The organism is Streptococcus salivarius (assembly GCF_009738225.1).
Taxonomy (GTDB): Bacteria; Bacillota; Bacilli; order Lactobacillales; family Streptococcaceae; genus Streptococcus.
Window position 1 is genome coordinate 1370868 of sequence record NZ_CP018187.1, and the last position, 25744, is coordinate 1396611.

16 protein-coding genes are annotated in these 25744 nt (G+C 38.1%); 6 read left to right on the forward strand and 10 right to left on the reverse strand.

Features of this window, described 5'->3' with window-relative positions; all coding sequences use genetic code 11:
• Window positions 1–789: 789 nt before the first annotated feature.
• The 7 genes from msrB to manA all read right to left on the reverse strand — a co-directional run bounded on the left by msrB (window position 790) and on the right by manA (window position 11422).
• Window positions 790–1740 (reverse strand): peptide-methionine (R)-S-oxide reductase MsrB, encoded by a 951-nt coding sequence (msrB, locus tag BSR19_RS06725; protein ID WP_156246853.1) that lies wholly within the window; start codon window positions 1738–1740, stop codon window positions 790–792.
• A gap of 156 nt (window positions 1741–1896) precedes the next feature.
• Window positions 1897–2274, reverse strand: a complete 378-nt coding sequence (locus tag BSR19_RS06730) for a hypothetical protein (RefSeq protein ID WP_060972823.1) — start codon at window positions 2272–2274, stop codon at window positions 1897–1899.
• Window positions 2271–2864: an HNH endonuclease gene (locus BSR19_RS06735; RefSeq protein WP_060972822.1), complete on the reverse strand. Its 594-nt coding sequence runs from the start codon at window positions 2862–2864 to the stop codon at window positions 2271–2273. The genes BSR19_RS06730 and BSR19_RS06735 overlap by 4 nt, the downstream gene beginning before the upstream one ends.
• Window positions 2864–6280 carry an ATP-binding protein gene (locus BSR19_RS06740; RefSeq protein WP_156246854.1) on the reverse strand — a complete coding sequence of 1139 codons (3417 nt, stop codon included), beginning with the start codon at window positions 6278–6280 and terminating at the stop codon, window positions 2864–2866. The genes BSR19_RS06735 and BSR19_RS06740 overlap by 1 nt, the downstream gene beginning before the upstream one ends.
• Window positions 6281–6299: 19 nt before the next feature.
• Complete coding sequence (locus BSR19_RS06745) at window positions 6300–8774, reverse strand: dynamin family protein (protein WP_156246855.1); 2475 nt, start codon at window positions 8772–8774, stop codon at window positions 6300–6302.
• Between the two features lie 162 nt (window positions 8775–8936).
• Window positions 8937–10265: a branched-chain amino acid transport system II carrier protein gene (gene brnQ, locus BSR19_RS06750; protein ID WP_156246856.1), complete on the reverse strand. Its 1329-nt coding sequence runs from the start codon at window positions 10263–10265 to the stop codon at window positions 8937–8939.
• 215 nt (window positions 10266–10480) lie between these two features.
• The gene (manA, locus tag BSR19_RS06755; RefSeq protein ID WP_156246857.1) at window positions 10481–11422 is read right to left on the reverse strand and encodes a mannose-6-phosphate isomerase, class I; all 942 of its coding nucleotides are present in this window, start codon (window positions 11420–11422) and stop codon (window positions 10481–10483) included.
• Window positions 11423–11793: 371 nt separating this feature from the next.
• On the opposite strand from manA, the gene BSR19_RS06760 reads away from it, so the two are divergent.
• The 3 genes from BSR19_RS06760 (at window position 11794) to BSR19_RS06770 (ending at window position 13139) form a co-directional block, all read left to right on the forward strand.
• Window positions 11794–12246 (forward strand): DUF3290 family protein, encoded by a 453-nt coding sequence (locus BSR19_RS06760; protein ID WP_156246858.1) that lies wholly within the window; start codon window positions 11794–11796, stop codon window positions 12244–12246.
• Window positions 12243–12875 (forward strand): DUF421 domain-containing protein, encoded by a 633-nt coding sequence (locus tag BSR19_RS06765; RefSeq protein WP_002885232.1) that lies wholly within the window; start codon window positions 12243–12245, stop codon window positions 12873–12875. The genes BSR19_RS06760 and BSR19_RS06765 overlap by 4 nt, the downstream gene beginning before the upstream one ends.
• Before the next feature lie 66 nt (window positions 12876–12941).
• Window positions 12942–13139, forward strand: a complete 198-nt coding sequence (locus tag BSR19_RS06770; protein WP_008534959.1) for a CsbD family protein — start codon at window positions 12942–12944, stop codon at window positions 13137–13139.
• A 71-nt stretch (window positions 13140–13210) separates the two neighbouring features.
• On the opposite strand, the gene BSR19_RS06775 is transcribed toward BSR19_RS06770, so the two are convergent.
• From BSR19_RS06775 to BSR19_RS06785, 3 genes are all read right to left on the reverse strand, one after another.
• The gene (locus tag BSR19_RS06775) at window positions 13211–15757 is read right to left on the reverse strand and encodes a carbohydrate-binding domain-containing protein (RefSeq protein ID WP_156246859.1); all 2547 of its coding nucleotides are present in this window, start codon (window positions 15755–15757) and stop codon (window positions 13211–13213) included.
• Between the two features lie 121 nt (window positions 15758–15878).
• Window positions 15879–16289 carry an ASCH domain-containing protein gene (locus BSR19_RS06780; protein ID WP_227862319.1) on the reverse strand — a complete coding sequence of 137 codons (411 nt, stop codon included), beginning with the start codon at window positions 16287–16289 and terminating at the stop codon, window positions 15879–15881.
• Between the two features lie 106 nt (window positions 16290–16395).
• Window positions 16396–17781, reverse strand: a complete 1386-nt coding sequence (locus BSR19_RS06785) for an amino acid permease (RefSeq protein WP_022496478.1) — start codon at window positions 17779–17781, stop codon at window positions 16396–16398.
• Window positions 17782–18107: 326 nt separating this feature from the next.
• On the opposite strand from BSR19_RS06785, the gene BSR19_RS06790 reads away from it, so the two are divergent.
• From BSR19_RS06790 to BSR19_RS11475, 3 genes are all read left to right on the forward strand, one after another.
• Window positions 18108–21251: a KxYKxGKxW signal peptide domain-containing protein gene (locus BSR19_RS06790; protein WP_156246860.1), complete on the forward strand. Its 3144-nt coding sequence runs from the start codon at window positions 18108–18110 to the stop codon at window positions 21249–21251.
• 274 nt (window positions 21252–21525) lie between these two features.
• A complete protein-coding gene (locus tag BSR19_RS06795; protein ID WP_004182290.1) occupies window positions 21526–23982 on the forward strand; it encodes a KxYKxGKxW signal peptide domain-containing protein in 2457 nt (818 codons plus the stop codon).
• A gap of 596 nt (window positions 23983–24578) precedes the next feature.
• Window positions 24579–25724, forward strand: a complete 1146-nt coding sequence (locus BSR19_RS11475) for a hypothetical protein (RefSeq protein ID WP_197092238.1) — start codon at window positions 24579–24581, stop codon at window positions 25722–25724.
• Window positions 25725–25744 lie beyond the last annotated feature (20 nt).

The window sequence follows — 25744 nt, forward strand, 5'->3', positions numbered from 1 at the left end:
CAATACACAGAAAGCTTCTTTTGATGAGTGATTAATTAAATTCAGATTTTCCTGACCTATTACCAAACTGGGATTCATTAATGAAAACATAGATGTTTAATATTGAAAAAAGTATCACAGAGACCAGCTGGATCAACTAGGGCACCATAAATCATGACTAAACCACATAGAGCTAGGAAATGATAAAGATAAACTACTTTCTCCCCTGTTTTAGGAAGTAAAAGAAAAGACCAGAACCACAAGACACAAATGGCTATTAATATGATTAGTTTATTTATCCATTCCATAATAATCTCCGTCAAAAAGATTTAGCACAATAAAACAGCCCTTAGGACTATCTGAATGTTATCACAAAATCTAACAAGCGCTGTCATTACTTCTTAAGGAAATATCTTAGTATTCTCTTGCTAGTCTTGTTTTGGTAAGTTAAGACATATAAAATCATATTGGGAGGTTGGGAAGACTCATTATTACACAAAGTACAATAATGTTTACAGACGCCAAAACCAGCAAAAGCTAAGGAGAAGGACACATTTACACTTGTCAGATTTCTCACTATTATAGTGTACTATTTTTTCTATATACGAAGTAAAACAAATTGGATAAAATTGTAAAAAAATGTAATGAAAGGTCACTTTTTTATCCTGAACGGTTAGGTAACATGTTATGTTAGCTTTAAAAGGCTTTCAATAATTTCTTTTACATTCAAAAGAGGCTGGTAGCAAGCAGTACCAACCTTTTATTTTATGATAAGCTTCTGCTAGAAAATCTGTTAATACTAGTGAATAATCAGTCTACTTGGTCAAGTAAGTAGGCGTAACCTTCTTTTTCCATATCGGCTTTAGGCACAAATCGTGTCGCTACGCCATTGATACAATAGCGTAACCCGCCCTTGTCACTTGGACCATCTGGGAAGACATGGCCAAGATGAGAATCACCCACACGACTACGGACCTCAATACGATCCATATTGTGAGAATGATCTTCCTTGTAGTTGGCTACCTCAGGACTAATGGGGCGAGAGAAACTCGGCCAGCCACAGGCTGAATCAAACTTATCCTTGGATGAAAAGAGTGGCTCGCCAGTCACCACGTCAACGTAAATTCCAGGCTCAAATTGATTCCAAAGAGGACTTGTAAAGGCCCGTTCCGTTCCATTTTCCTGGGTCACAGCATAGGCTTCTGGACTCAAACTTCCCTTAAGCTCCTCCTGACTTGGCTTGTGATAAGTACTTGAATCAATAATAGGATTAACGGCTTGATTAACATTAATATGGCAATAGCCATTAGGATTCTTCTTGAGATAATCTTGATGGTAATCCTCGGCAGGAATAAAGTGCTTCAGAGGCAACAATTCAACTGCCAAAGGCTGACCGTATTGCTCAGTCATTTCTTGGAAAACTTGCTCGATAATTGGCAAGTCATTTTCATCGGTATAGTAAACACCCGTACGGTACTGAGTTCCCATATCATTGCCTTGCTTATTTTTACTAAGGGGATTGATAATACGGAAGAAATGTAGCAAAATCTCTCGCAATGACACCTTGTTCGTATCGTAGGTCACTTGAACAGTTTCAGCGTGGCCCGTCTGACCAATAAGTTCATAGCGAGTCGTCTCACTACGCCCATTAGCATAACCCGAAACCGCATCAAGCACACCAGGAACACGTGAAAAGTATTCCTCCACGCCCCAGAAACAGCCACCAGCAAGATAAATAGTATGATTATTAGGATTTGACATTTTTAACACTCCCTTCAATAGATACTTGCATCTCCACGCCTTAAGTGTAACGCTTTTCAGCAAATTTCGCACTTAAGGTGACTTGGAGAGACAAAAAAATCCCATCATATATTATGTGATAGGACCCAAATAGATGACTTTATTACCTTGATAACTCTACAAATAAACAGATTGACAGGTAATCAATACATCAGGTAACAATTGGACAACAATTCCTTCATCAGGATTTTCAGAATCATCAAATAGGAATGCTAGTTCTCCAGTTCTCTCGATATACAATTCACTTAAACTAAATCTCTGTTTACTTTCAATACCAAATTCAGCTATCAACAGGGCTTGAAGTTTTTCTAACTGTTTATCTTTTTCCTCTAGAAAGTGAGAATATACCGATTCTTGTTGTTCAGTAATACCATCATTTTCATAGTACGCAGAAAAATCTACAGGAACAATTTGAGATTGTGAAAACAAATTTACTTCAAGCTGAGTGTAATACCCAAAATCAAATTCTAATTCACCAAATTTTGACTCTATCATGATTCATTACCTTTCTTTTCATTTAATTCTTTACATTTAGCGATTCCACCTTTATGTGGAATTGCACCGTGGGCATCTATAGGTACCAGATCTAAGGTTTTCATGTCACTTCTTTCATGATAGGTAAGCCTATGTTCTTTTCTATAAGCTTTTGCCTCTTCGGGACTGACTCCCATTTTGATAGCTAATTGTAAATCACCTTGTTTAAAATTTTTATTCCTTTTTTCTGAAAAGTTTTTTATTTTAAAGCTTTCTTTAGCTATAGGTGTAAAATCTGGTTCAAAATTTTTAAAGGTAATTCCATCAATACCATATGGTTGAAATATTTCCTTAATCGTTTTCTGTTCTGGATTCGTTTGTGTATTCTGCGGAACATAGTTTGGATCAGGAATCCATTTCGAATTTCCAGGCTCACCAGTCCAGTTACCATTTGTGCTAGGAATAAATTGCTTTTCAAAATTATTGTCATTTATTTTAAAAAGTGATTTTGTAAAATTTTCAATGTCTTGTCCAGACAATTTATCCTTTGGGAGAATACTTTTAAAATTATCGGCAGTATTTTTTACAGCTTCAAGATTTTTTCCTTCCATTAGTATACGCCCCCTTCTTTTGTTTGAACTTCTACAAAACGTTTAAATAGATTTTCGTAAGAGGAATCTCGAAACTGATGTTCTTCAATTACCAATGCCAAGATGATATTAATCGTTTCTTTAGGGTAAGATTCGATAGGTAGTTGGAAGTTATGTACAACAGTGTCAACCCAATCATGAATATCGTCTTCATCCTTTGATTTCTCGATTGCCCTATTGGCATCTAGCAATTCATACACAAGTTCTCTCAAACTCTTCAAATTAACGTCTCCGCTAGAATCATTGACTTCCATAAGAAGCCTTTTAATCTTTGAGCTGATATTTGAATTTAATATCAATTCACTTACACTAGAATAATCTACATGCTTACCTTTGGTCATCCAATTTGTTATAAGATAATCTAAAATAACCGATTTGACATTGTTGGCTTTGAAACTTTTAGGCGTAGCACTTCCTACAAACGTATTCTGAAATGTATTAGACTCATGCTCAACTTTTTCAACCTTACATAAAACTGGTTGAATCCATTCATTTTGATAGACTGCTGCAACACCCTTTGGTAATTTGGCTAGTTCTATGATTTGGTCATCATTTAGATTAGCTGACTTCCCTACTAAATCACGATCTGAAAAATCAGGTAATCGCATGATAATCTTAGTATTGGTATTTCGGATAACTGACAAATCCATTAAACCTGGAGCTTGATCAGCAATAATAAATCCTTCTCCATATGTTCGCATTTCAGCAATGGCATTTGCCAACATCTCCACACTTTTACCTAAGAGATTAGCTGATTCAGCCATTTGTTCTGTTGATGTGCATTTTAGAAGGTTATGAGCTTCTTCAAGCACAGTGATGTGTTTTAATTCGGCATTCATATCTCCACTAGTCATGCGATACTCTTGCAATTTCAAAACCAAAATCCCCATTAGCAAAGATTTAGTCTCAGTGGAACCAACTCTACTGAGGTCAACGATGACATTTGAATCAAATAGATGCTCATTGGTGAGTTCATCATTTGAAAAGATTAGGCCATTAATTCCATTTGTCAGAGATTCGATTCGAGTTAATAAAGCTCCCTTGTAAGCACCTTTATTCTCATCATCATATTCACTGGAATCAATTATCGTCTTAATATTATCTGCTATATCATTGAAATTTGGATACAGTCTACCATAAGGGTTGGTTGATTCAAGGAGATTCCATCCACAATCCTGATAAGATTGTTCTACAGCTTTTTTTAAAACCGCTGGCATAGCCGCATACATCGGCCAGCACACATTGAAAATTTCGACTAGCCTATCTAGATGCTCTAAGATATGAATTTCTTTAGGGAAACTAAAAGGATTCAACCTCAACAAAGGTGTTAACTGAGGATTCGTTCCATAAACTGAAACATCGTCGTGATTACCAAAGACATGCTTATATTCTCCTTTTGCAGGTTCAACAACTAGGAATTTCAAGCCATTCTTTCTACCTTCATTGAGGAGTTGATAAATCGTATTACTCTTACCAGAACCCGTACTTCCTGTTACAAAAACATGCGAAGCCAAAGAGTTTTGTCTAAGGTTAACAGGTACATCTTCCTTATGATACATATGGAAAATATCTCCTAAATGAAGCATCTTATTAGTAACATCTTCTTCATCAAATTTAGCAATATTTCGTCCGAACTCTGCACACTCTAAAATCGGTAGTCCTGGAATAGATTTTCTAGGGAAGTTCAATGAAAAGGCCAATTCTTGACCAGTAAGAGGTACTGTTGGAGTCACAATAGATGGATAGACATTAAAGGTTGAATCAGCTAATAGCAGATTAGGATTCAGTCCAAATAAGGGATGGCGTAATTCTCTTAGATAAGCAACTATTTCTTCTGCATCACCACTGCTCTCACCCAAATCTCCTCTCCATAAATTAACTGAAGACTGACTCATAAATGACTCTTCTCCTTGGGTCAAGGCTAAGTATGTATGAGCAACATTATTCGCAATATTCTGGTCTTCACTGAGTACATAGGCAGCGAACTCCCACATACCCATAGCTGTTCCTTTTTCAAAACGTTTCATCTGTTCTTCAAGGACCTTAAGGGCGTGGGAAATATTATGATTGGTAAAGGACTGGGTAATGCCCTCGTTCTTACCAATAGTAGCAGTCACATTTGAGGCACGCGCAAAATTAGCACCGATATTAGAACCTAAGTTAACACCACTTGAAGAGCCCAAGGTTTGTCCAACCGTTTGAGATAAGGCACGACTAGCGGTTTTAGCGAGGGCACGGCTAACAGTTTTTGTAGTCGATTGACCAATAGAGTCTGCAGTACTTGTTCCATGATTTTTAGAGTAATGATAGTCAACAGTTGCTCCCACTCCAAATGGCGTCCCTTCAAGACTGCCACCAGTAGTATGTGATGATCCTTTATTTGTTCCATCTGTATGAGATGTATTGGTACCATCCGTTTGTCCAGACGAATCCGTTTGAGATTGACCACTAGTTTGCGTATCACCAGCAGATTGGTTAACTGATTGATTCTTACCATGTTGGATACCAGCACTGGCTCCAACATTGACTCCAAAAGTAGCCATGGAGGTCGTTGCATCTGAAGCTGTGAAAGTATAGTTGGTTTGCCATTTTTCATAAGGCGCTAAGGCTGAAAATAGCTCAGATAAACGTAACTTTCTATTTTCTATATCCTGAATAGGACTTGCTAAAAGGATTAAGGTATAGTTTTCGGATGGTTCTGACGGAATGATGCCATCTATCAATTTTTCAATGGTTTGACTGATAAATTTTTCAGATTTGGCAGTTGGTAAATTAGACACCGTTGCCACCGAATAAGGCTTAGAGTTTGCTAGACAAGGAATCCTACCAATTCCCTTTTCATTCTGGACTGTAGATCCAGGAAAGTTACCTTTAATGGCTTCTAACAATCGCTTGCGATAATTTTCGACATTGACATTATCAGAATCATTCTTAGTATTTACTACAGCCAGAAAAACTTCTGTATTGGTCTCAGTTCGATTGAAGACGAGAGCAATATTACAGTCTTCGTTAGAAAGTACTTCATAGACATTAACTAGTTTTTCTAAACTATTTTCTTTTTTGTCAACGACCCATTTTGTGATATTGAAATACCTGATATTATATGATTCCTGAAAGTCTGTACCAAATTCTACCTTATTTTCGATAGGAACATAGAGTTCTTTTATCTGTTCCAAATACGAATTGAAAATCTCTACTCCACATGAAGCTAATAAGCGATTCGTTAATTCCTCATCACTAATATTAGGTTGATCAGCTAGATATTTCTCTCTTTGCTCCTCAACTTGTTTAAGTTGCTCTGGGCTCAAAGCTGAAAGTTTCGCAACCTTGTCTGCAGCCTTAGCTCCTGCCTTATTAATAATGTTTTTTATTCCCATACGATTCACCCACAAAAAGCTATTTCCAAGTAATCATTTGTTTAATCTGGTTAGTATAATTTTCAATCTGTTGCTGCTGCTCCTCTAAGCTTGCAACTTCGTTTCTTGTTCTCTGAATTTTCGTATTTAAAGCACTCAATTCTGGACTAAATTCAATTATATTTTGAACAATTATACTTGTAAGATTTACTAGCCAAATTTTAAAAGCTTTCTCGTGTTCCGAACAAATACTTCCTGCAAATTCTGTCATCTTTGATTTAAATAAATCATTATAGGTCTTCTTAAGGCCAGATGCGTTAACTTTACTTGATTTCAAAGTAAAGTCTCCCAATCTAAAGACATAACTAAGTTCTTCTTTACTAAACTTTTCAAGATTTAATTGAGTAAAATCTACCTCTTCATAAGATAAAATCAATTGAGAAAGCTTTTGACGTTTTTCTGGTTCAAGTCCCATATCACCTGAAATAATACGCTCAAAATGAGATTTTATCTCAGAAGCATGATTAGACCAAAAACTGCTAGAAATACGTTCAAAGTCTACCCTTGAAAAATAAAGTTCTTCTACAAATTTATTTCTAAAATAATCAACTGTTTGTGCAGAAGCTAGATTCTCTAAATTGATTTTCTTTGTCTTGTTCTCACGTGTAACACTGAGATAGTTACTAAACTCATTACTGATATTTCCTAATTTTAGATTACTAATATCAATTTGTTGATGCTCAGTTAAATTTAAAGTTGGATTTAATGAGAGTATCTCTTTGTGTATTTCATTATAACGATCTAAAACATCATCTTTTTCAATGTGTTTCATGAGTTGCTCTTGAAAAATTTTCATTTCCTTTGGATACTTGATCAAAAGGTCATTTTTTTGGGATAATGAAATGGATTTCAATCTTTCAACAATGACAGATTTTTGGCCATCAAGATTAGCCTCTAATTCTGCCTCTCTAATACGTAAATCTTCGTTTTTCTCTGTAATTACTGCATTTGTTCTCAATAGTAGTTTGTCTAATAGAGCTTTTGCCTGTTGACACTTGTCATAGTGTGAGTAGCGGTCAACAAAGGTTTTAATAGAATCTTCAATGGTTAATAAACCACTATTTGCATAAATAAGGTCGGAACTTTTTTCAGCAGTTGCTCGAACGGTACTAGACATTTGTCTTGGAAGAATGTCAAACTCATACAACTTCTTATAGTATTTTGTTTCAGGATTTGAGTATTTTTCTCTATAAGTATCAAATTGCTCAGAGTAGAATTCTCCCTCTAAATGCCCATTTAACTTCGCTCCAAGTCCTAAAATTGATGAAACGTAATAAATGCCTTGAGCATACAACTCTCTAGGAACGGCTTGATTCATAATCTTATTTCTAAATGAATCACGTTTAAAATTTGTCAAGCTCAAATCTGCTGCCTCGGCCTTATTAACCACAATCATTGTGAACCGTTCATCTAAACCTTCTACTGAAATAAGCTTTTCTTTTAAATTACTATTATCAGTGCTGTCTAAGGAACTACTATCAGTAACAAAGACTGGCAAGCCATTTGACATACCAGCCATGGCATTAGCTAGGACTTCTGAATGTTTACTATTAGTTGATGAATTAGAACCTGGAGTGTCGAATATCGTAATTTTTGAACCTACATCTCCTAAAATACCTTTTGAAAATGGGACAAGTATTTCGATTAAATCTCCAACACCTTCGTCAGCAAAATCATTGATTACTTCTAAAACTGCACGTAGCTTTGAAATGATTGAATCAAAAGAATCATTCAATATTTCATTTATTTCCTTACCAAATGCATCAGTCTCATTTAGTCCATCATAAAACACTTGATCATCATGGAAAGTAAGAACAACTCTATCATCTTTAAATATAAAAGAGATTTTAGCACGATCTTCATAAGGACTAGCTGTGACCTTATAAATTTTAGCAGTCACAGGAATCTCAGCACTTGGAAGTAATTCCTGTCCAATCAAGGCATTAATAAAGGTCGACTTTCCTGCACTATAAGTTCCGAGCACACAGATAGGAACTGTATCTCCCGAAGCATCCGAAAAGCGTTTTAACTGTGCTTCAATTTCCTTGTTGCTCTCACCAATATTCTTTATAATCAGTGGCTCAAGATTTCTAAAAATACGATTAATTTCTGGCAGAACATCACGTGCATTCTCTAAATAGTTTGTTGATGATGACAAAATAATATTTGAAAACCGCTCATCTTTTAAAGCCTCTTCTAACTGTTGCTTCTCATCATTAGGCCCTTCAAAAATTAATTCTAGTTTTTCATCAGGAATAGAATATTCATTTTCAATTTCTTTTAAAATATCATATACCTTAAAGGGAAAAAAGCCACGTTGAAAAACGGCTGAAACTAGCTTGCTATTTGAGTTATTATCACTATTTATTGTCACCCAATTATCACTAGATAAGTCGTAGCGACTGAAAGTTACTGTCTTTTCGTAAGGATTACTTACTACTTTAATTTTATTCATAATTACTCCGATTATTTAAAAATACAAGTGTATTATATCACAGCAAATGGTTTTCTGTATGCGCTTTCTATAAAATCTAACTATTTTTATTTATCTAATGTTTAACTCATTTTCTACCCCACATAAAAATCCCACCACATATTATGTGATAGGATATTATTTTTATTCCATTTCGAAGCTTTCGCTCTTAATCTTATCAGGTAAGATGAGAGACAAAAGAATACACAAGATGGCTGGTATCAACCATGGCAGTGATGCTCCCGACAATGGGAGGAAGTTAATGAGGGCATTGAGTCCCGCAAGTTTAAACTGGCTTCCAATTACACTAAGCAAGGCAATCAGCGTGACTACTGCAACTGTCACTTGCATGCCAGGTTTAGACAAGGCCACGAACTTATTGGCAATCACAATCATAACAATCGTGATAGTAATTGGGTAGAGAATCAAAAGCACTGGTACTGAGAAAGCAATGATATTGTTAAGTCCCAAGTTGGCAATCGCAAACCCAATCAAGGTAAAGATAATGGCGTAAGCCTTGTAAGATACTTTCGGAAATGCCTTGTGGAAGAATTCCCCAGTCGCAACAATAAGCCCTGCGGTTGTTGTGAAGCAAGTCACTGTCACCATGATAGCTAAGAAAATCTGAGCCGCTGGTCCAAAGATGGCTTGTGTGGCTTGTGACAAGACACTTGCACCAATATTGGCATCTTTTGGTAATCCCGCTACTTGGAGTGGGAAATGATTCCCCAAAAAGGCTAATCCCAAATACAGAGCACCAAAGAGGATAGTAACTACGAAACCAACGACCCAAATCGTTGAGATATACTCTTTTTTAGACTTGAAGCCTAATTGGTTGAGTGTGACTACTGCTACTACACTGAAGGCCACAGAAGCCAAGGCATCCAAGGTGTTGTATCCTTCCAAGAAGCCTTTACCAAAAGCAGAAGCCTGATAGGCTTGACTTGCATCCTGAGGATTGTGACCAACATATTTAAATGCTCCTGCCACGATAACGACAACAATCATGATGGCAAAGATAGGCGTCAATATACGTCCAATACTATCTAGAATTTTAGATGGATTCATGGCAATCCAAAGTGCTAGAGCAAAGTAGATTACGGTAAAGACAAAGAGCCAAAGGCTAGTATGTCCACTTCCAATCAAAGGAGAGAAGCCAATTGAAAAGGCGGTGGCGGCCGTTCTAGGAATGGCAAAGAAAGGACCAATGGACAGATAAAGTACTGCCAAATAGACTAGAGCAAACTTAGGCGAGATTTTTTGAGAAATCTCATGAATGTAACCCTTAGGATTTAAAGTCCCGATAACCAGTGTTAGGATGGCAATACCAACACCTGATAGGACAAAGCCGGCAATGGCTGGCCAAAAATGACCTCCAGATTCAAAGCCTAACTGAGGGGGAAAGGTCAGGTTTCCCGCTCCAAAGAACATACCAAACAACAATAAAGCTGTAAGGCTTCCCTTTTTTAACATAAGTTTCTCCAATCTAAAACAAACAAGATCTTATGCCCCAAATAGACACAACTTGTTTATTATAATTTTAGTCAACTTATTTAGTATGACATGATTAGTTTGGAACTTCAAGCTATTGAAACGTATTTACAAAGGTTTTTAAAATTGCAAATTTTCTGTATCCTTGTACGAAAAAACTAGACAAGATTCTCATCTCGTCTAGTTTGATATTTTGATTATGGGTGACTGACAATCAGTTCAAGCTCTCCCTTAATTTGCCATGTTTCAACATCGCTAGGAAGAATAAAGTGGCTGCCTTTTGCAATTGGGTATTCTTGATCATCGACTAAGAGGCTTCCTTGACCGTCAAGTACACTAAACAAACTGTAATCAGCAGTCTTTTCAAAATCAGCCTTACCTGAGATTTCCCATTTGTAAACGGCGAAGAAATCACTTGCTACTAAGAGCGTTGATTTGAGGTCATCTACTTTTGTTGTGACTGGTCGACTGTTGGCTGGCTCACCGATAGTAAGCACGTCGATAGATTTTTCAAGATGGAGTTCACGCAGGTTACCTTGATCATCTTTACGGTCAAAATCATAAACACGGTAGGTCGTATCACTAGATTGTTGCGTTTCAAGAACCATGATACCTGCACCAATAGCATGCATGGTACCACTTGGCACATAGAAGAAATCACCTGCTTTAACTGGAACCTTAGTCAAAAGATTTTCCCAATCCTTACTTTCAATTTGCTGACGCAGTTCTTCTTTTGATTTGGCATTGTGGCCATAAATAATTTCAGCACCTGGTTCAGCAGCAATGATATACCAACACTCTGTTTTACCAAGCTCACCTTCATGTTCAAGTCCATAAGCATCATCTGGATGGACCTGCACACTAAGCCAATCATTGGCATCCAAAATCTTAGTCAAAAGTGGGAAGACAGGTTCTTGACGATTGCCAAATAACTCACGGTGCTCTGCATAAAGAACATCTAAAGTTTGACCGGCATAACGACCATTCTTAATGGTAGAAACACCATTTGGGTGAGCAGAAATAGCCCAGTACTCTCCGACATGGTCGCTTGGAATGTCGTTGCCAAAGACATCACGCAAATGCGTACCGCCCCAGATTTTTTCTTGCATAACAGATTGTAAAAATAATGGTTCAGACATAATTACTCCTTTTTCTAGGAACGAGAGGCCTTAACATTTTTTGGAATTCAAGAAAAGGTGTTGACTCTCTTAGAGATTAACAGTGAAGTCTTACATAAAATAACCAATCTCTTTAAGTTACCAGACTTCTGATTCTCGAAAAATTTAGGCAAGTTCTGATTGTTGATTACCTCAATTATAAGCATAATTTGTGAAAATATCAACAGAGTCCTTAAAGAAATCATAAGATTTTGGCTTAATGGCTGCAAGTCATTTCAATAGCAAATTTCCTTTAAGAATCCTACTTATTCCTTCATTTTTCGGATAGTTTGATTGAATTTAAAGACTTTTTAATCTATAATGTTAGTGATATTATGAAAGGAAATCTCTCAATGAAATTCTATTCCTACGACTATGTGCTAAGTCAGATTAGCCAACAAAACTGGGTTATGGTTGCCATTACTGCAGGACTTATTTTAGTGACCGGCGTATTTGCTTTTAAGGCCTTCAAAGAACGCCATGATACTAAGTTTCGTGAACTCTCTATTATTTCTATTTTAACCTTAGTTGCCGTGGTTCTAATTGCTATCAGTAATTTCCAAAGCAATCAATCAAACGATAACCAATTTAGAGCATCTCTTCACTTTATCGAGATTGTGTCTAAAAATCTCGACGTTGATAAGAGTAAAGTTTATGTCAATACTTCTACTACTACAGATGGTGCTATCCTCAAAGTTGGAAACAAATACTATCGTGCCATCTCAGGTTCAGAACCTGACAGCTACTTGCTAGAACAAATAAAAATTTACAAGTCTGATGTTGAACTCGTGGAGGTTAAAAAATGACATCTTTTTATCTTACTGTTGCAATTAAACTAGCTTTGGGGCTTATTTCACTCGTCTTTGTTATCAATTTAACAGGTAAAGGAAACCTAGCACCTAGCTCAGCTACTGACCAAGTACAGAACTTTGTTCTTGGTGCAATCCTCGGTGGTACAATTTATAGTAGTACCGTTTCAATCCTCCAATATATCGTGATTTTGATTATTTGGACGATTTTGATTTTACTTCTAAAATGGCTAATTACCAATATTCTCTTTATCAAACATTTGATTGACGGTAAACCAACTGTCATCATCAAACATGGTCAACTAGATCCTGAAGCTTGTCGCTCTAAAGGACTTTCAGCCTCTGATGTCGCTTTAAAATTACGTTCCCAAGGAATTTTTCAACTTAAAGAGGTTAAACGTGCAGTTATTGAACAGAACGGCCAATTGATTGTGGTTCGTGCGGGTGATGAAAATCCGAAATACCCAATCGTTACTGATGGGGTCATTCAAACAGAAATTCTTGATACTATTGGTAAAACGGAGGATTGGTTAAATGAAGAGCTTCAAAAAATGGGATATGACAACATTTCAGATATCTTCATCGCTGAATATGATAAAGGAAAGATTAATGTTGTCACTTATTAAACAAAATACTTGCATTACCGTTTAATATTGTCTACAATGGTCTCATCATAAAAAGGAGGTTCTATCATGGGAATCGAAGATAAATTGAATCAAGCTAAAGGCGCTCTTAAAGAGGGTGCTGGTAAACTGACTGGCGACAAAAAGACTGAAGTCGAAGGTGCTGTCGAAAAAGTGGTAGCAAAAGCAAAAGACGGTATCGAAGATGTTAAAGAAGGCGTTGAAGGTGCTGTTGAAGGCCTTAAAAATGCTTTTTCTAAAAAATAATAATAAATAAACAGAAGCTCTTTTCCTTTTTTGAAGAGGGCTTCTGTTTTTCTTTATGTTCTTAACTAGAATTACTTACGAGAATGCTTGCTTCCTTTTAAGGCAAATGAGGTTGTCATCATAACTGCTCCTAATGCGCCTAGTCCCAAACTGCTCACATCACCAGTATTTGGTAGACTTGATTTACTTGTTTGATTGCTTTGTGAACTTTTAGATGACTGATTAGCCTTAGAACTTGTTTGGGTATTTTGTTTCTGAGCAAGATTAGTTTGTACGACTGAGCTTACATTTTCCTTTTGACTCACGCCTACATGACCTTTTGATGCTTCAGAAGTTTGTTTTTGAGTAAGAATATTATCCAATTTCTCAGCAGTCTCTTGAGCTTGTTGTTGGGCACTGCTTGTCGCATTAGTCATTGTTTGTGTCGGTTGCTCTTTTGTAGGCTGGTTAGCAAGAGAGGTATTTGATTTAAGAGACGCTCCTTCAGAGCTTGAAGAATTTGATGTTGGCGTATTTTGATTTGATAAAGCTGTGTTTGTCGCTGTCATTGCTGGAGCATTGGTAGCTGAACTTGTACTACTTGTGCTATTTGTATTCTCAGAACTTGTCGAAGCAGATTGGCCCCACGGTGTGTTTACGCTTCCGGTATTGGTAGAGCTTCCCCCATAGCTAGTCGGTCCACCGTAGCCTCCGAAGTTATCAGACATTGAGCTATTGCCAAAGCCACCGCCTGGGAAGCCGCCCATGCCACCAGCACCAGGACCATTGTTTGTGCCTTCTTCAGTAGCTGTTGCAGTCACACTAGCACCACTTGATGTCGTAATGGTATAGGTTTCACCCGAAGTTAGACTCTCGGTACTAAAGACCACATTTCCAAATGAAGTTGTTGCTGTTGTGGTCGCTACAACATTTCCAGAACTATCTGTAACTGTGATGGTATCTCCAGCACTACCAGAGATGTTGGCCATGATATAAGACTGGCTTGAACCCGTTGTAAAGGCCTGAGCCATTCCTTGGTTACCTATGGCCCAAACGGTACCGCCAGAAATAATACCTGTTCCATCGTAGTCGATAGCAGCATTATCTGCACTTGTCTGAGCGACGTAGAGAGAACCACTTTTCACTGTCACATTGCCGTTACTGTCGATACCATCACCGTCTGCCAGAATAGTTACCGTTGCACCGTCAATATTGATGCCCACTTCATTTTCCAAGTCAGAAGTCGAATTGGTTAAGCTTGAAGTATCAGCGCTGTCCTTGGTCGTCCACTCAGTGGCGTTAATACCATCATCACCAGCAGTGATATCAACGGTTCCACCTGTCAAATTGATATAACGCCCTTCAAGGCCTTCGTCACCTGCTACAACTGTTACTTTAGAATTGCCTTCGACAGTCAATTCATCTGTAACCGTGATACCTTTATCAGTTGCATTAATGGTTACCGTTGAGTCGGTAATCGTCAAATCACCACTGTTCACATCTGTTTCGTCTTCGACCTGAATACCGTCATCAGTTGCCGTGATGTTGACTGTGGCATTTTTAATAGTTACAGCTTTCGTCGCATTGATACCATCCTTTGCCTCAGAAGTCAAATCAAGTGTTACAGAGTCAACCGTTACACTGTCAGCCTTGATGGCGTGCTTTTCAGTGCTTGAAAGGGTCAAGTTACTTCCAGTACCACTGGTAATGGTCAAGGCTCCCGCTGCTTCAATCGCATTAGCAGACGTCGAAGAAATAGAACTGTCTGAAAGGACATTAACAGTCAATTCTGCTGAAGAATTGGAAGTAATAGACGAATCCGTTAAGGTCACACCATCCAAGTAGATTGTAACTGGATCTGTCACGCTACCTGACACAATAATGGTATAGCTTGAACCATTTCCGGTCAAAGTGTATGATCCTGCTTGATTGATGGTAATTGTCGTTCCATCAACTGTGACAGTACCGCTATCACTTGTTACCACGGTTGTTCCATTGAAAGTAATCGTTGTCGTTGAGCTTTCTGAATCACTATCTTCAGACTCAGTTGTCGTCGTTTCAGTAGCTGAATCTGAGGCGCTGTTGGTTAACACTGAAGCTGTTTCAGATGCAGTGGCTTCAGTGGTGCTTGAGCTTGTATTAGAGCTAGTGTTTTCGTCTGCATTGTTCGTTTCAGATGCTGAGGTTTCACTAGTTGTGCTTTCAGCAGTTTCAGAAGAACTTGCTTCTGGAGTTGCGGAAGTACTTGAATGATCAGATGTTTCACTGCTTGTTGATGTAGCAGTCGTGTCCTCTGTCGTACTTGTTGTACTTATTGTACTTGTTGATGATGAATCAGTGTCTGAAGTTGAAGCCGCAGTTGAAGTACTTGTAGCCGATTCTGTGCTTGTTTCAGTAGTTTCTGATGTATTGTCGGTCTGAGTACTTTCTTCAATTAAATCAGCAGTGGTTTCACCTGTTGAAACCGTTGAGAGTGTTGATTCAGTGTTTGTCTCGTCTGCTGAAACCTTGCTGTCATTTAAGACAACTGAGCTACCAAAGATTAAGCTTGCTACCAGGACTGAACCTGCTGTTTTCCATTTTGATGATTTCTTAATGGCATAACGTTCTTGTGTTTGTTTGCTATGTTTGTATGTCATATGTTCTACCTCTTACTTACTTTTGAGATGCCTCTATTAAACACAAGAAACCTAAGACAAGACTTAAAGAAAGGTTAATCTTTCCTTAAAGTAAAAAAAGTCCCCAAGATATTGGGAACTTTCAATCTCTAGGATAGACTACTCTAAATTCTTCTAAAACAACTAGACTGTCCTGACTAAAATGTAATCCAACCTCTTCCAACCAATTGCTAAAGAGATTCTCATGAATCTCTTGCCAATAGGTTAGCCCACGGTCTCCTTCACCTTCCTTGTAGGCATGGTCTTTAGAAACCTCTTTAAATGGGATGACCTCAACTTTCGTCGTTTCAATAATACAAATAGCATTCTCCTTACTATCAAGAATGACGCTCAGTTCATTTTCCTTGGGCAATGGTTCATTCCCCACTGCATACAAGTCAAAAGCTGAACTGGTTGCTGTCTTTTGCCCCATCAATACGAGTTCTGCCAAATAATCTGCTTCCACGCCAAAGGCCCAGGCATCAATCTTATCTCCGATTGTCTGATTTAAAATCTTATAGGCTTGCTACATCTGGTCTGATTTCATCAATCTACTCCTGCTTTTACTCTCCTTCCATTATATCAAAAAACGCTAGATTATCAGACCTAACGTTTTCATCTTAATACTTAGAATGTTTGTAACCGTAAAAGGCATAGATCGCTGACCCAATTAGCACTGCCAAACCAAAGGTTAACCATGTCTGCCAACTGTACTGACTCATAAAGGAGAGGCAGACGATAATTGAAATAATGGGCAAGACAGGAACAAATGGAACCTTAAACTCATCCTTCTGTGGCAAACCCTTGTCCTTACGAAGAATAATGAGGGCAATAGCCAAGAGGACCAAGTAAGCCAAGGTCGCAATGTTAACCAAGGATGCCATATTGGCCAAAGAGAAGATACCTGCTGAGATAGCTGACAAAACGCCTGTCAAAAGCGTCGCATGATGTGGAACCTTATTAGTCTTTGAAACCTTTTGGAAGGTTTGAGGAAGGAAACCATCACGCGCCAGGCTATAAACCATACGGCTAAGGGCATAGGCCATTGAGATACATACCGTAATCAAGGTCATAATAGCAACCACTGATACGTAGTTGGCTGCCCAAGAAATACCGATATAGCGAAGGGCATAAGCCACAGCATCATCAACATTCAACTTGGTATAGTGAACCACTCCTGTCAAGACGAGAGAAACCACTGCATAAAGTGAAGCCACAATAATCAAGGCAAGAACGATACCTCGAGGAACGTTCTTTTGCGGCTCTTTAATCTCGTCTACGGTCATAGAGATAGACTCGAAACCAAGAAATCCAAAGAACATGAGAGAGGCTCCTGCCATAATCCCAGTTTTTCCTCCATAAATCTGACCAAAGCCAAATGGTGCAAAATCTGCCCAGTTGCTAGGATTCAAATGGAAGAGCCCCACTAAGATGAAGACCGCCAAGGCTGAAAACTTGAGCACTACCAATAGGGAGTTCAAACGTAAAGCCTGCTTGGAATTCATGAGAAGAAGAGCCGTCACCAAGACTAAGACCAAGACTGGCAAGAGGTCTATGTAAGTACCTTGACTGGGATTGAAAGGTCCACTGATGGCTTGAGGCAACTTAAGACCAAAGCTAGCCAGCAGCCCCTTGAGGTAAGCACCCCAACCAGAGGCAACACTGGATACGGCATTCATAAAGACAATCATGGTCAACCAGCCACCCATCCAGGCAGGATACTCCCCCCAGACAGCATAGAGGTAACCATAGACACCACCGGCTGATGGGTAACGTGAGGCAAACTCGGCAAAGAAAATCGCTGACATCCCAACACACACGGCTGAAATCAAGACTGAAATAATCAGGGCAGGACCAGCCAGAGTCGATGCCGCGGTACCAGTAATCGTAAAGATTCCTGTACCAACCATGGCACCGATTCCCAGAAGGACCACATCCCTAAGGGTCAGATGCCGTTTCATCTCAGTCTGAGCGAGACCGACATCCTTTTTACGAAAAATACTCATTTTTATACTCCATTTTTTGCGAAATACCGAACTATTATACCATATTTCTTGGTCTAAATGGGCCTTTTTCTGTATTTTTATACTTTTATTGGTGAATGCTATGTTGAAAATGGGGACTTCCAGTGCTTACTTTTTAATTTTCCATACATCTCGATTAAAAGGAGCTTGCTAAAGTGGTCATTTATCATTCTTTTTTGTTTCTCAAATCCTTACCTAGAAAGAATTTTCAATTTTTAGAAAAAAACATGAAAATCTTATGAATGCGTTTGATTCTTCTAATGAAAGATGTTAGAATGGGGTCATTAAAAAGGAAAAGGGGAACTTTTATGGAAAATAAAGTTCATTTTAAACTTCATAAAGTGAAAAAACAATGGGTTACCATTGCCGTATCTGGTTTGGCACTTGGTGCCTCATTGATTGGAGTTGGTGTCTCTGCCGACGAAGAAGCTGCGAATCAAGTCACCTCAGCAAGCACACCTGAGAGCGTCAGCCAAGATCCTGATTTTGTCGTCACAGAAACAACTGTAGATACGACAAAAGCTGATCTAGTCGCAACTAATAATGCAGCTGATACAACTGCTACTGTTACAACGGAAAAGCAGCCAGTCCTTAAAGAAGATCAAGCAAGTAGCACTTACAATTTGGCTAGTGGCGAAACGAGAACTTCTACTTCAGAAACAGCTAGCACAGTCACTGAAGTAAACAGTCAAGCACCAGAATCTGTTGAAACTACTGTCGTTTCTGGCGGTCAATTCAAGAGTGATGCTGAAGGCAACTGGTACTACCTTAAAGACGGGAAAAATCTGACAGGTGCCCAAAACGTTGACCATTTCGACCTTTATTTCCACGAGGATGGAAAGCAAGCCAAAGGTGAGATTATCACTGAAAATGGACAATCTTTCTACTATGACAAAGCCAATGGACGTAAGGTAACCAATACCTCTATCAACATCGATGGTCAAGCCTACAATGCTGATGCCCAAGGTCGTTTGACAGCAGTTCTCCCTGAAACGAACAAACGCAACCAGTTTATCGAAGATAATAACCACAACTGGTATTACCTCGGCAAAGATGGCAAACCCGTCACTGGTGCTCAGACCATTGATACATTTAACCTCTACTTCCACGAAGACGGTCGACAAGCTAAAAACGAAATCGTTACTATTAATGGTGATAGCTACTATTTCGATAAAGACAATGGACGTCGTGTGACAGGTCTCTACTACGTTGATGGTGCTAATCACAAATACTCAGGCTATTACTACTTCGACAAAGATGGCAAGATGGTTAAAGATGATTTTGTCACTGAAAATGGCAACACCTACTATTTTGATGCTACTGGCTATCAACCTAATTTTGTCTTTGTTTCGGATAAAGCTGGGAATTGGTATTACATGAGTGACTTCAAGGCAACTAAAGGCTTCTCAGCCCCATTTGGTTTCCAAACCGAATTCCTAGATCGTAGCCAAGCTGACTACAAGACAAGTGTTCAAAACCTAAACGGTCAACAGTATTACTTTGATCCTAAGACTGGTATCATGGTAACCAATCGTTATATTTCTGACGACAAGGGTAATTGGTATTACTTTGGTAAAGATGGTAAAGCACTTCACGGTTTTCAAACGGTAGACGGTAGCCTTCACTACTTCAATGACAATGGTCAACAAATCAAAGGAGACTTCCTTTACTACTATAACGATATCTATTATTTCGATAAAGACAATGGAAATCCCGTAACTAACCAATTCGTTAATAGAGATAACTCTTGGTACTACTTCGGAGCTGATGGTAAAGCCGTATCTGGTTTCCAAACCATTAACGGACAGAACCTATATTTCCACGAATATGGTGTCCAAGCCAAGGGACAACTGGTTACCGTTGACGGCAAAACCTACTATTTCGACCCAAATACAGGTGACAAGTGGGTTAATCGTTCACTTACCTTAAACGGTACGGTCTATAATTTTGACAATAATGGTGTGGCGACGACTAAAGCTGACCAAACAACAAATCGAAACCAATTTGTTAAAGGTACTGATCAAGAATGGTACTACTATGATGATAATGGTAAAAAGGTCACTGGTTTCCAAACCATTAACAAGGACCTCTACTACTTTAACGATAAGGGCCAACAAGTTCGAGGAGGTATTTTCAACCTAGGTGATAACTACTACGTCGCCAACAAAGATACTGGTGCTATCCTTCGCAATGCCTTCTACCATGATAAATCTACTGGTCGTTACGGTGACTTCTCTGAAAACATCTACTACGCTGGCAATGATGGTGCCTTCAAGACAGGCTGGTTAGAAGTCAACGGTAACCGTTACTACGCTAGCGACTATTCTGATGACGACACCCCTAAAGGAAACCTCTACACAGGAGTTATCAACTCTCAACTCTTTAGCCCAGATGGGAAACTCTTGACAAATGGTCTCTATCCTGAGTTTAAGCGTACTGGTGAAAATGCTTATGACCTTGAAGGTGTCTATGTCACAGATACCGACGGTAATATCAAAGAAGGTCCTTATCAGTATGATGGCAAGATTCTTGGATCAAAATATAGTAGCGTTCGCCAATCACAATGGTCAACTTTTGACGAATGGGACATTCTTAACGGACACCTCTACCATTTCGACTCTACACCAATGACCTTCACAGCACCAAATGGCCAAAAAGTAACCACAAACGTTGCCATTGCAACAACTAACAAGGCCCTTACATATCGTGGTGTAACCTTTAATTTTGATGCCAAGGGTATTGACGAGACAAAAGAAAAAGCCATCCACTTTGACCAATTGAAGACGGATCGTAACGGTACAAGTTATCTCTATGAAAATGGCCAAAAAGTCACTGGTTTGAAGACCTTTGATGGCGTTAGTTACTATTTCTATGACGATGGCCACCAAGCTAAAGGTACTGAGGTCGCAATCAACAATAATATTTACCAATTTGACCAACTGACTGGTATCATGACACGCAACGCCTTTTCAAAATCATATAATTACGAAGGTTCTCCACGTTTTCCATACTACCCAACACGCTACTATGGCAATGACGGAGCTGCTCTGACAGGTTGGCAAACCATCAACGGCAAGGACTACTACTTCCGAGCTAGCGGAAACCTTGAAACAGGACGTTTTGTCATCGGAGATAGAGCCTATAACGCTGATGACAATGGCGTGGTTGCTGACCGCAAGGGTGAACCTGCCTACCGCAATCGTATCGTCTACGATAAGGGCGACAACTATTATTACAATGATAAAGGTGAGAAAGTGACTGGCTTCCAAGAAGTTGATGGCAAGGTCCTCTACTTCGACGCTGAAGGCAAACAAGTCCTAGGACGCTTTGTCACAGTTGATAATTACACCTACTATTTCGACCCTAAAACAGGTGAAAGATACACTAACCGCTCTGTCCTCATCGACGGTAAACTCTATACCTTCGATAAAGATGGACATGTGGTGTCTTAAGATGAGATGAAACCTGAAACCGAGACGAAAGTCTTGGTTTTTTTGTGGGTTCTTTTAAAATTAAATTTTTCGAACTTTCTTCCATAAAAACTGAAAAATTGTAATTTATACTTGAGTTTTTCAAGAATTAATTGATAAAATTTGCAATACTTTTACTATTTTTTTCACAATATAACAGCTTCCGAATAATTAAAAAATTATTATAGAAATATTTGAATATATAAAAATCAAATGTTAAAATTAAGGTGAAAAGTGAGAAACGGAGGATAGAATTATGGAACACAAAACTCATTTCAAGCTTCACAAAGTGAAGAAACATTGGATTACCATTGCTATTTCAAGCTTAACACTTGGAATCATCGCTTCTACCGGAAATATCGCTTATGCTGAGCAATCGGAATTACCTCTTACTAATCAAACAATAGAAAATTCCATAGTTTTTGAAGAATCAGCTATCAACACATCGAATACTTTCATTGATGAAAAGACTACTAGCCAGTCCGAATCGTCTCTTGAAACATCAACAAATCATTCTACGACAACCGATACTTATACAGTCGACAACAACTCGAAAGTATCGCTTCCTGAAGATAGTACCGTACCATCTTCAAGTGAAGCATCTTTGGAAGGAGCTACTAATGTTTCTGAAGCTTCAAGTATTGAAACACAAGAAGATAACTCAATTACAGGAGGCAACTTCATAACTGATGAATATGGTAATTGGTACTATATTAAAGATAATCAAAAGTTAACTGGCTTTCAAACAGTGGATGGTGTTCCTCTTTACTTTGACCAGGATGGTATCCAAGCAAAGGGTAACTTTGTAACTGTGGATAATGAAACATACTACTTTGACAAAGATTCTGGTAGAAAGTTAACGAACCAATTTGTTACTGATGGTGGCTATGGATGGTACTATCTCGGAGCTGATGGTAAGGCTGTAAAAGGAGCGCAAACTATTGATAACTTTGATCTCTATTTTGATGATAGAGGATATCAAATTAAAGGTTCGCTAGTTAATATCGGAGAACAGACTTACTATTTTGATCCATACAACGGAAGAAAGGTTAAGGACAAAAAGATTTATGTCCATGGAGGTACATTCTATTTTGATGAATCTGGCGCTGCAGTAAAAAATCGTTTTATTTCTGATAATGAAGGTTTTTGGTATTACTTTGATAAAGATGGACATATGGTTACCTTCAGTCAAATCATCGATGGCTACTCTCTTTATTTTCATTCTGATGGAAAACAAGCTAAAGGTCAACTAATATCAATTTGGGGGAACCATACAGGAACACATTATTTCGATAAGGATAATGGTAGAGAGGTTAAGAATGCCATCTTCGAGCTTGATGGTAAGTCTTATGAAGCTGATGAAAACGGTATTGTTAAAGAACTCCCTCCATATCGTAACCAATACATTTCTGAAAATGGAAATGATTGGTCCTATTACGATGGTTTTGGACACAAACTTATTGGACTTCATAATATAGATGGTGTAAATGTTTATTTTGATGATAACGGAATCCAAGCGAAAGGAAAAATAACAACTATAGGTACAGACACTTATTTCTTCGAAAAGGATAATGGAGCAATGCGTACAAATCAGCTTTCTGTCATTCCTACCAGAGTGAAGAAAACCGTAAATGTTTATGGTACTGATATTGACATAGATGAGTACGTCAATATCACTTACTATTTTGGCCCAGATGGAAAGGCTATAAAAGGATTCCACACGATAGATGGACAAACCTACTACTTCAACGAGAAGGGTTGGGCACTCGATGGCATTATCCATGAAAAAGATGGCGACTACTTCCTCCAAAACTATCATTTAATTTACAATCAGTTTGTAAACACATACTCTGATAATCAAGATGATAAAACAATTACTGGTACCTACTATGTAAACGGTGAAGGAAAGGTTCAAGTAGGATGGCTTAACAAAGACAATAATCGTTATTATCTAGATCCTGAAGCAGGTGGAAAAGTCACTTACGGTTGGAAAGAAATTGATAATAAATTCTATCATTTCACTGAGAAAGATAATCAAGATTCTGCTGGTCAACTTATTCGCAATCAAACTTATCAAGATGGCGACATCTTAGTAACTATTGACCAAGAAGGAATCGTAACTCGTAGCACTGAGAAGCGTCAAACATTTGTTAAAGATGCTCTAGGAAATAGTTATTATGTCACTAATGATGGGACATTTTTAACAGGTCCTCAAGTGGTTGATGGTATCTCTCTTTATTTTGATAAAGATGGCAAACAAGTAAAAGGTCAATTACGTAAGATTGATGGACACATCCATTATTACGATAAACTCACGGGAGAAATGATGACAAATCGTTTCGTCACATTATTACTCGGAGAATATGTTCCAGAAGAAGATTATGAAAAAGTTATCCATTTTGGAATGCCCGCAGCTCCTGGAAGCGGTAGTGGCGACGGAGGGGCTTCTAGAGTCGCTAGATACTACTTTGACAAAGATGGCAAAGCAATAACTGGGCGTCAAACTATTAATGGTAAAGATTACAATTTCCAACAAGATGGGCGTGCCATCCTGAATAAAATGGTTGATTTTGGCGGTCAAAGCTACTTCTATGGCGATGATGGAGCCATGGTTAAAAATCAAACTGTTATGTTTAAATTTTTAGCTATAATGAGACAATTTACGGTTAGCTATCACTTTGATGAAAATGGTGTTGGCCACTACGTCCACTAGCATTAGTTGTATTTCTTTACCTCAATAACGTCTAATTTAGGAATACTACATCTAGGAGAGTCAAAACCACCTGTGAGAATGATAGTGTCTGTTTTTTAAAGTCAGTCGTACAAAATAAATGTACGGCTGTTTTTTATGCATACCGCTTAGACTTGTACTTCTCTATTTTCTTCTTAGCGATTGGGTATAACAAAGGATATCTGAAATTAAGGTAGCGTTTCTCACTTCCAAAGCCAGTTTCATGATCAATATTCAACATGGTATAGTGGATAAGGTTCGTCAAGACCAGAGTAACTAGAGAATAGAGAACTGCTACAATTATCAGGGATATGACAATAAATGTTCATATATTATTGATTAAAGTTTTTGAAATATAAGTTTTTTATTAAACATAAATCACTTTTATGAATCCTCTAGAAAATCATAAAAAGCCCTAATTTTTGAATGAAATTTTACATTAACACTCGTAATGTACTATTACTATCATGTTTTAAATCATTTTAAGTATCAAACAAATTTTTTCAATTTACATATTTTTAATTTTTTGACTTTTATAATCACCTCTGTTATAATCATCATATATCAAGGAGGAATTAATGAACATGAATAAGAAATTACATGCTACTATTGGTCTTAGTGCTGCAATTTTAGCACTTGGTCTATCATCTTCTGCACTTGCAGATGAACAAGAATTGCCAGTAAGTCTTCCCGCTACAGAGGCTCTTGATAACACTTCTTTTGAAAACCTAGTTGTTGAAAACATCCCTGCTTCAGCCGTTGATGTTAATCTAGCTAACGAATCAGTAAGCACAACAACTACTACTAATCCTGCAACTGAGGTTAGCTCAGCGAGCACTGCTATCCTTAGTGAGGAAGTAACTGCACCTGCACCAACAATTGAAAATACAAGCCCTGTAAATCTTGAAGAACCAAGTCCAGTTGTAAACACACCAACGGTTGATGAACGTGTGTCAGAAGTTCGTATTCATCATATTCGTCGTACAACTGAAGCAAGTTATTCACAATTTAGCTCTCAAAAAGATGTGCTTTACACAACGATTAAAGTACCTGCATTCACTGAATACGACACATCTGCTTTTGCGCCAGCAACAGTAACAGATGAAAACGGAAAAACATGGTATTTCGCTAAATACGACGACATAGTGCTTAACAATAAGAGTAATTACGGCGCTCCTAAAAAAGGAATTGCTTCAAGTCCTATGATTGATGTTACCTACTTCTATGATGATGTTGACCTTGCTCCAACTGTCGCACAACAAGCCCGTTTTGTCGATGAGAAGGGACAGGAAATTGCTCCAATCAAAGTCAACATGGTTAGACGCGATATTGATTTAGCTTACTATGCCTATTTCCCGACTGCGCCTGAAACGATCCAAGCTAATGGTAAAACATATAAGCTACAATCAACTGATGATCAAGAAATTAAGTCACACAAAATTCGTATTTCAAATACTGTGACAATCACTTATATTTACAAGGAAGTTACTGAAGGAACAGCTGAAAAACCTGTAACACCTGTTACACCAACAAGTGCTAAAAAACTTCGTCTTCCTAAAGGCAATAACGGTGTGAAAACGCGTATCCCTGTTAACTACAAACACCAAACAAATTCTTCAAACCAAGGAACTACAAAATTACGTCTCCCTAAAGGGAATAATGGTGTGAAAACACGTGTACCGGCTAAAAAGAACACTCCTATTCTTGCAGTAGACTACTTATAAGCAAAAAAAAAAACAAAGAC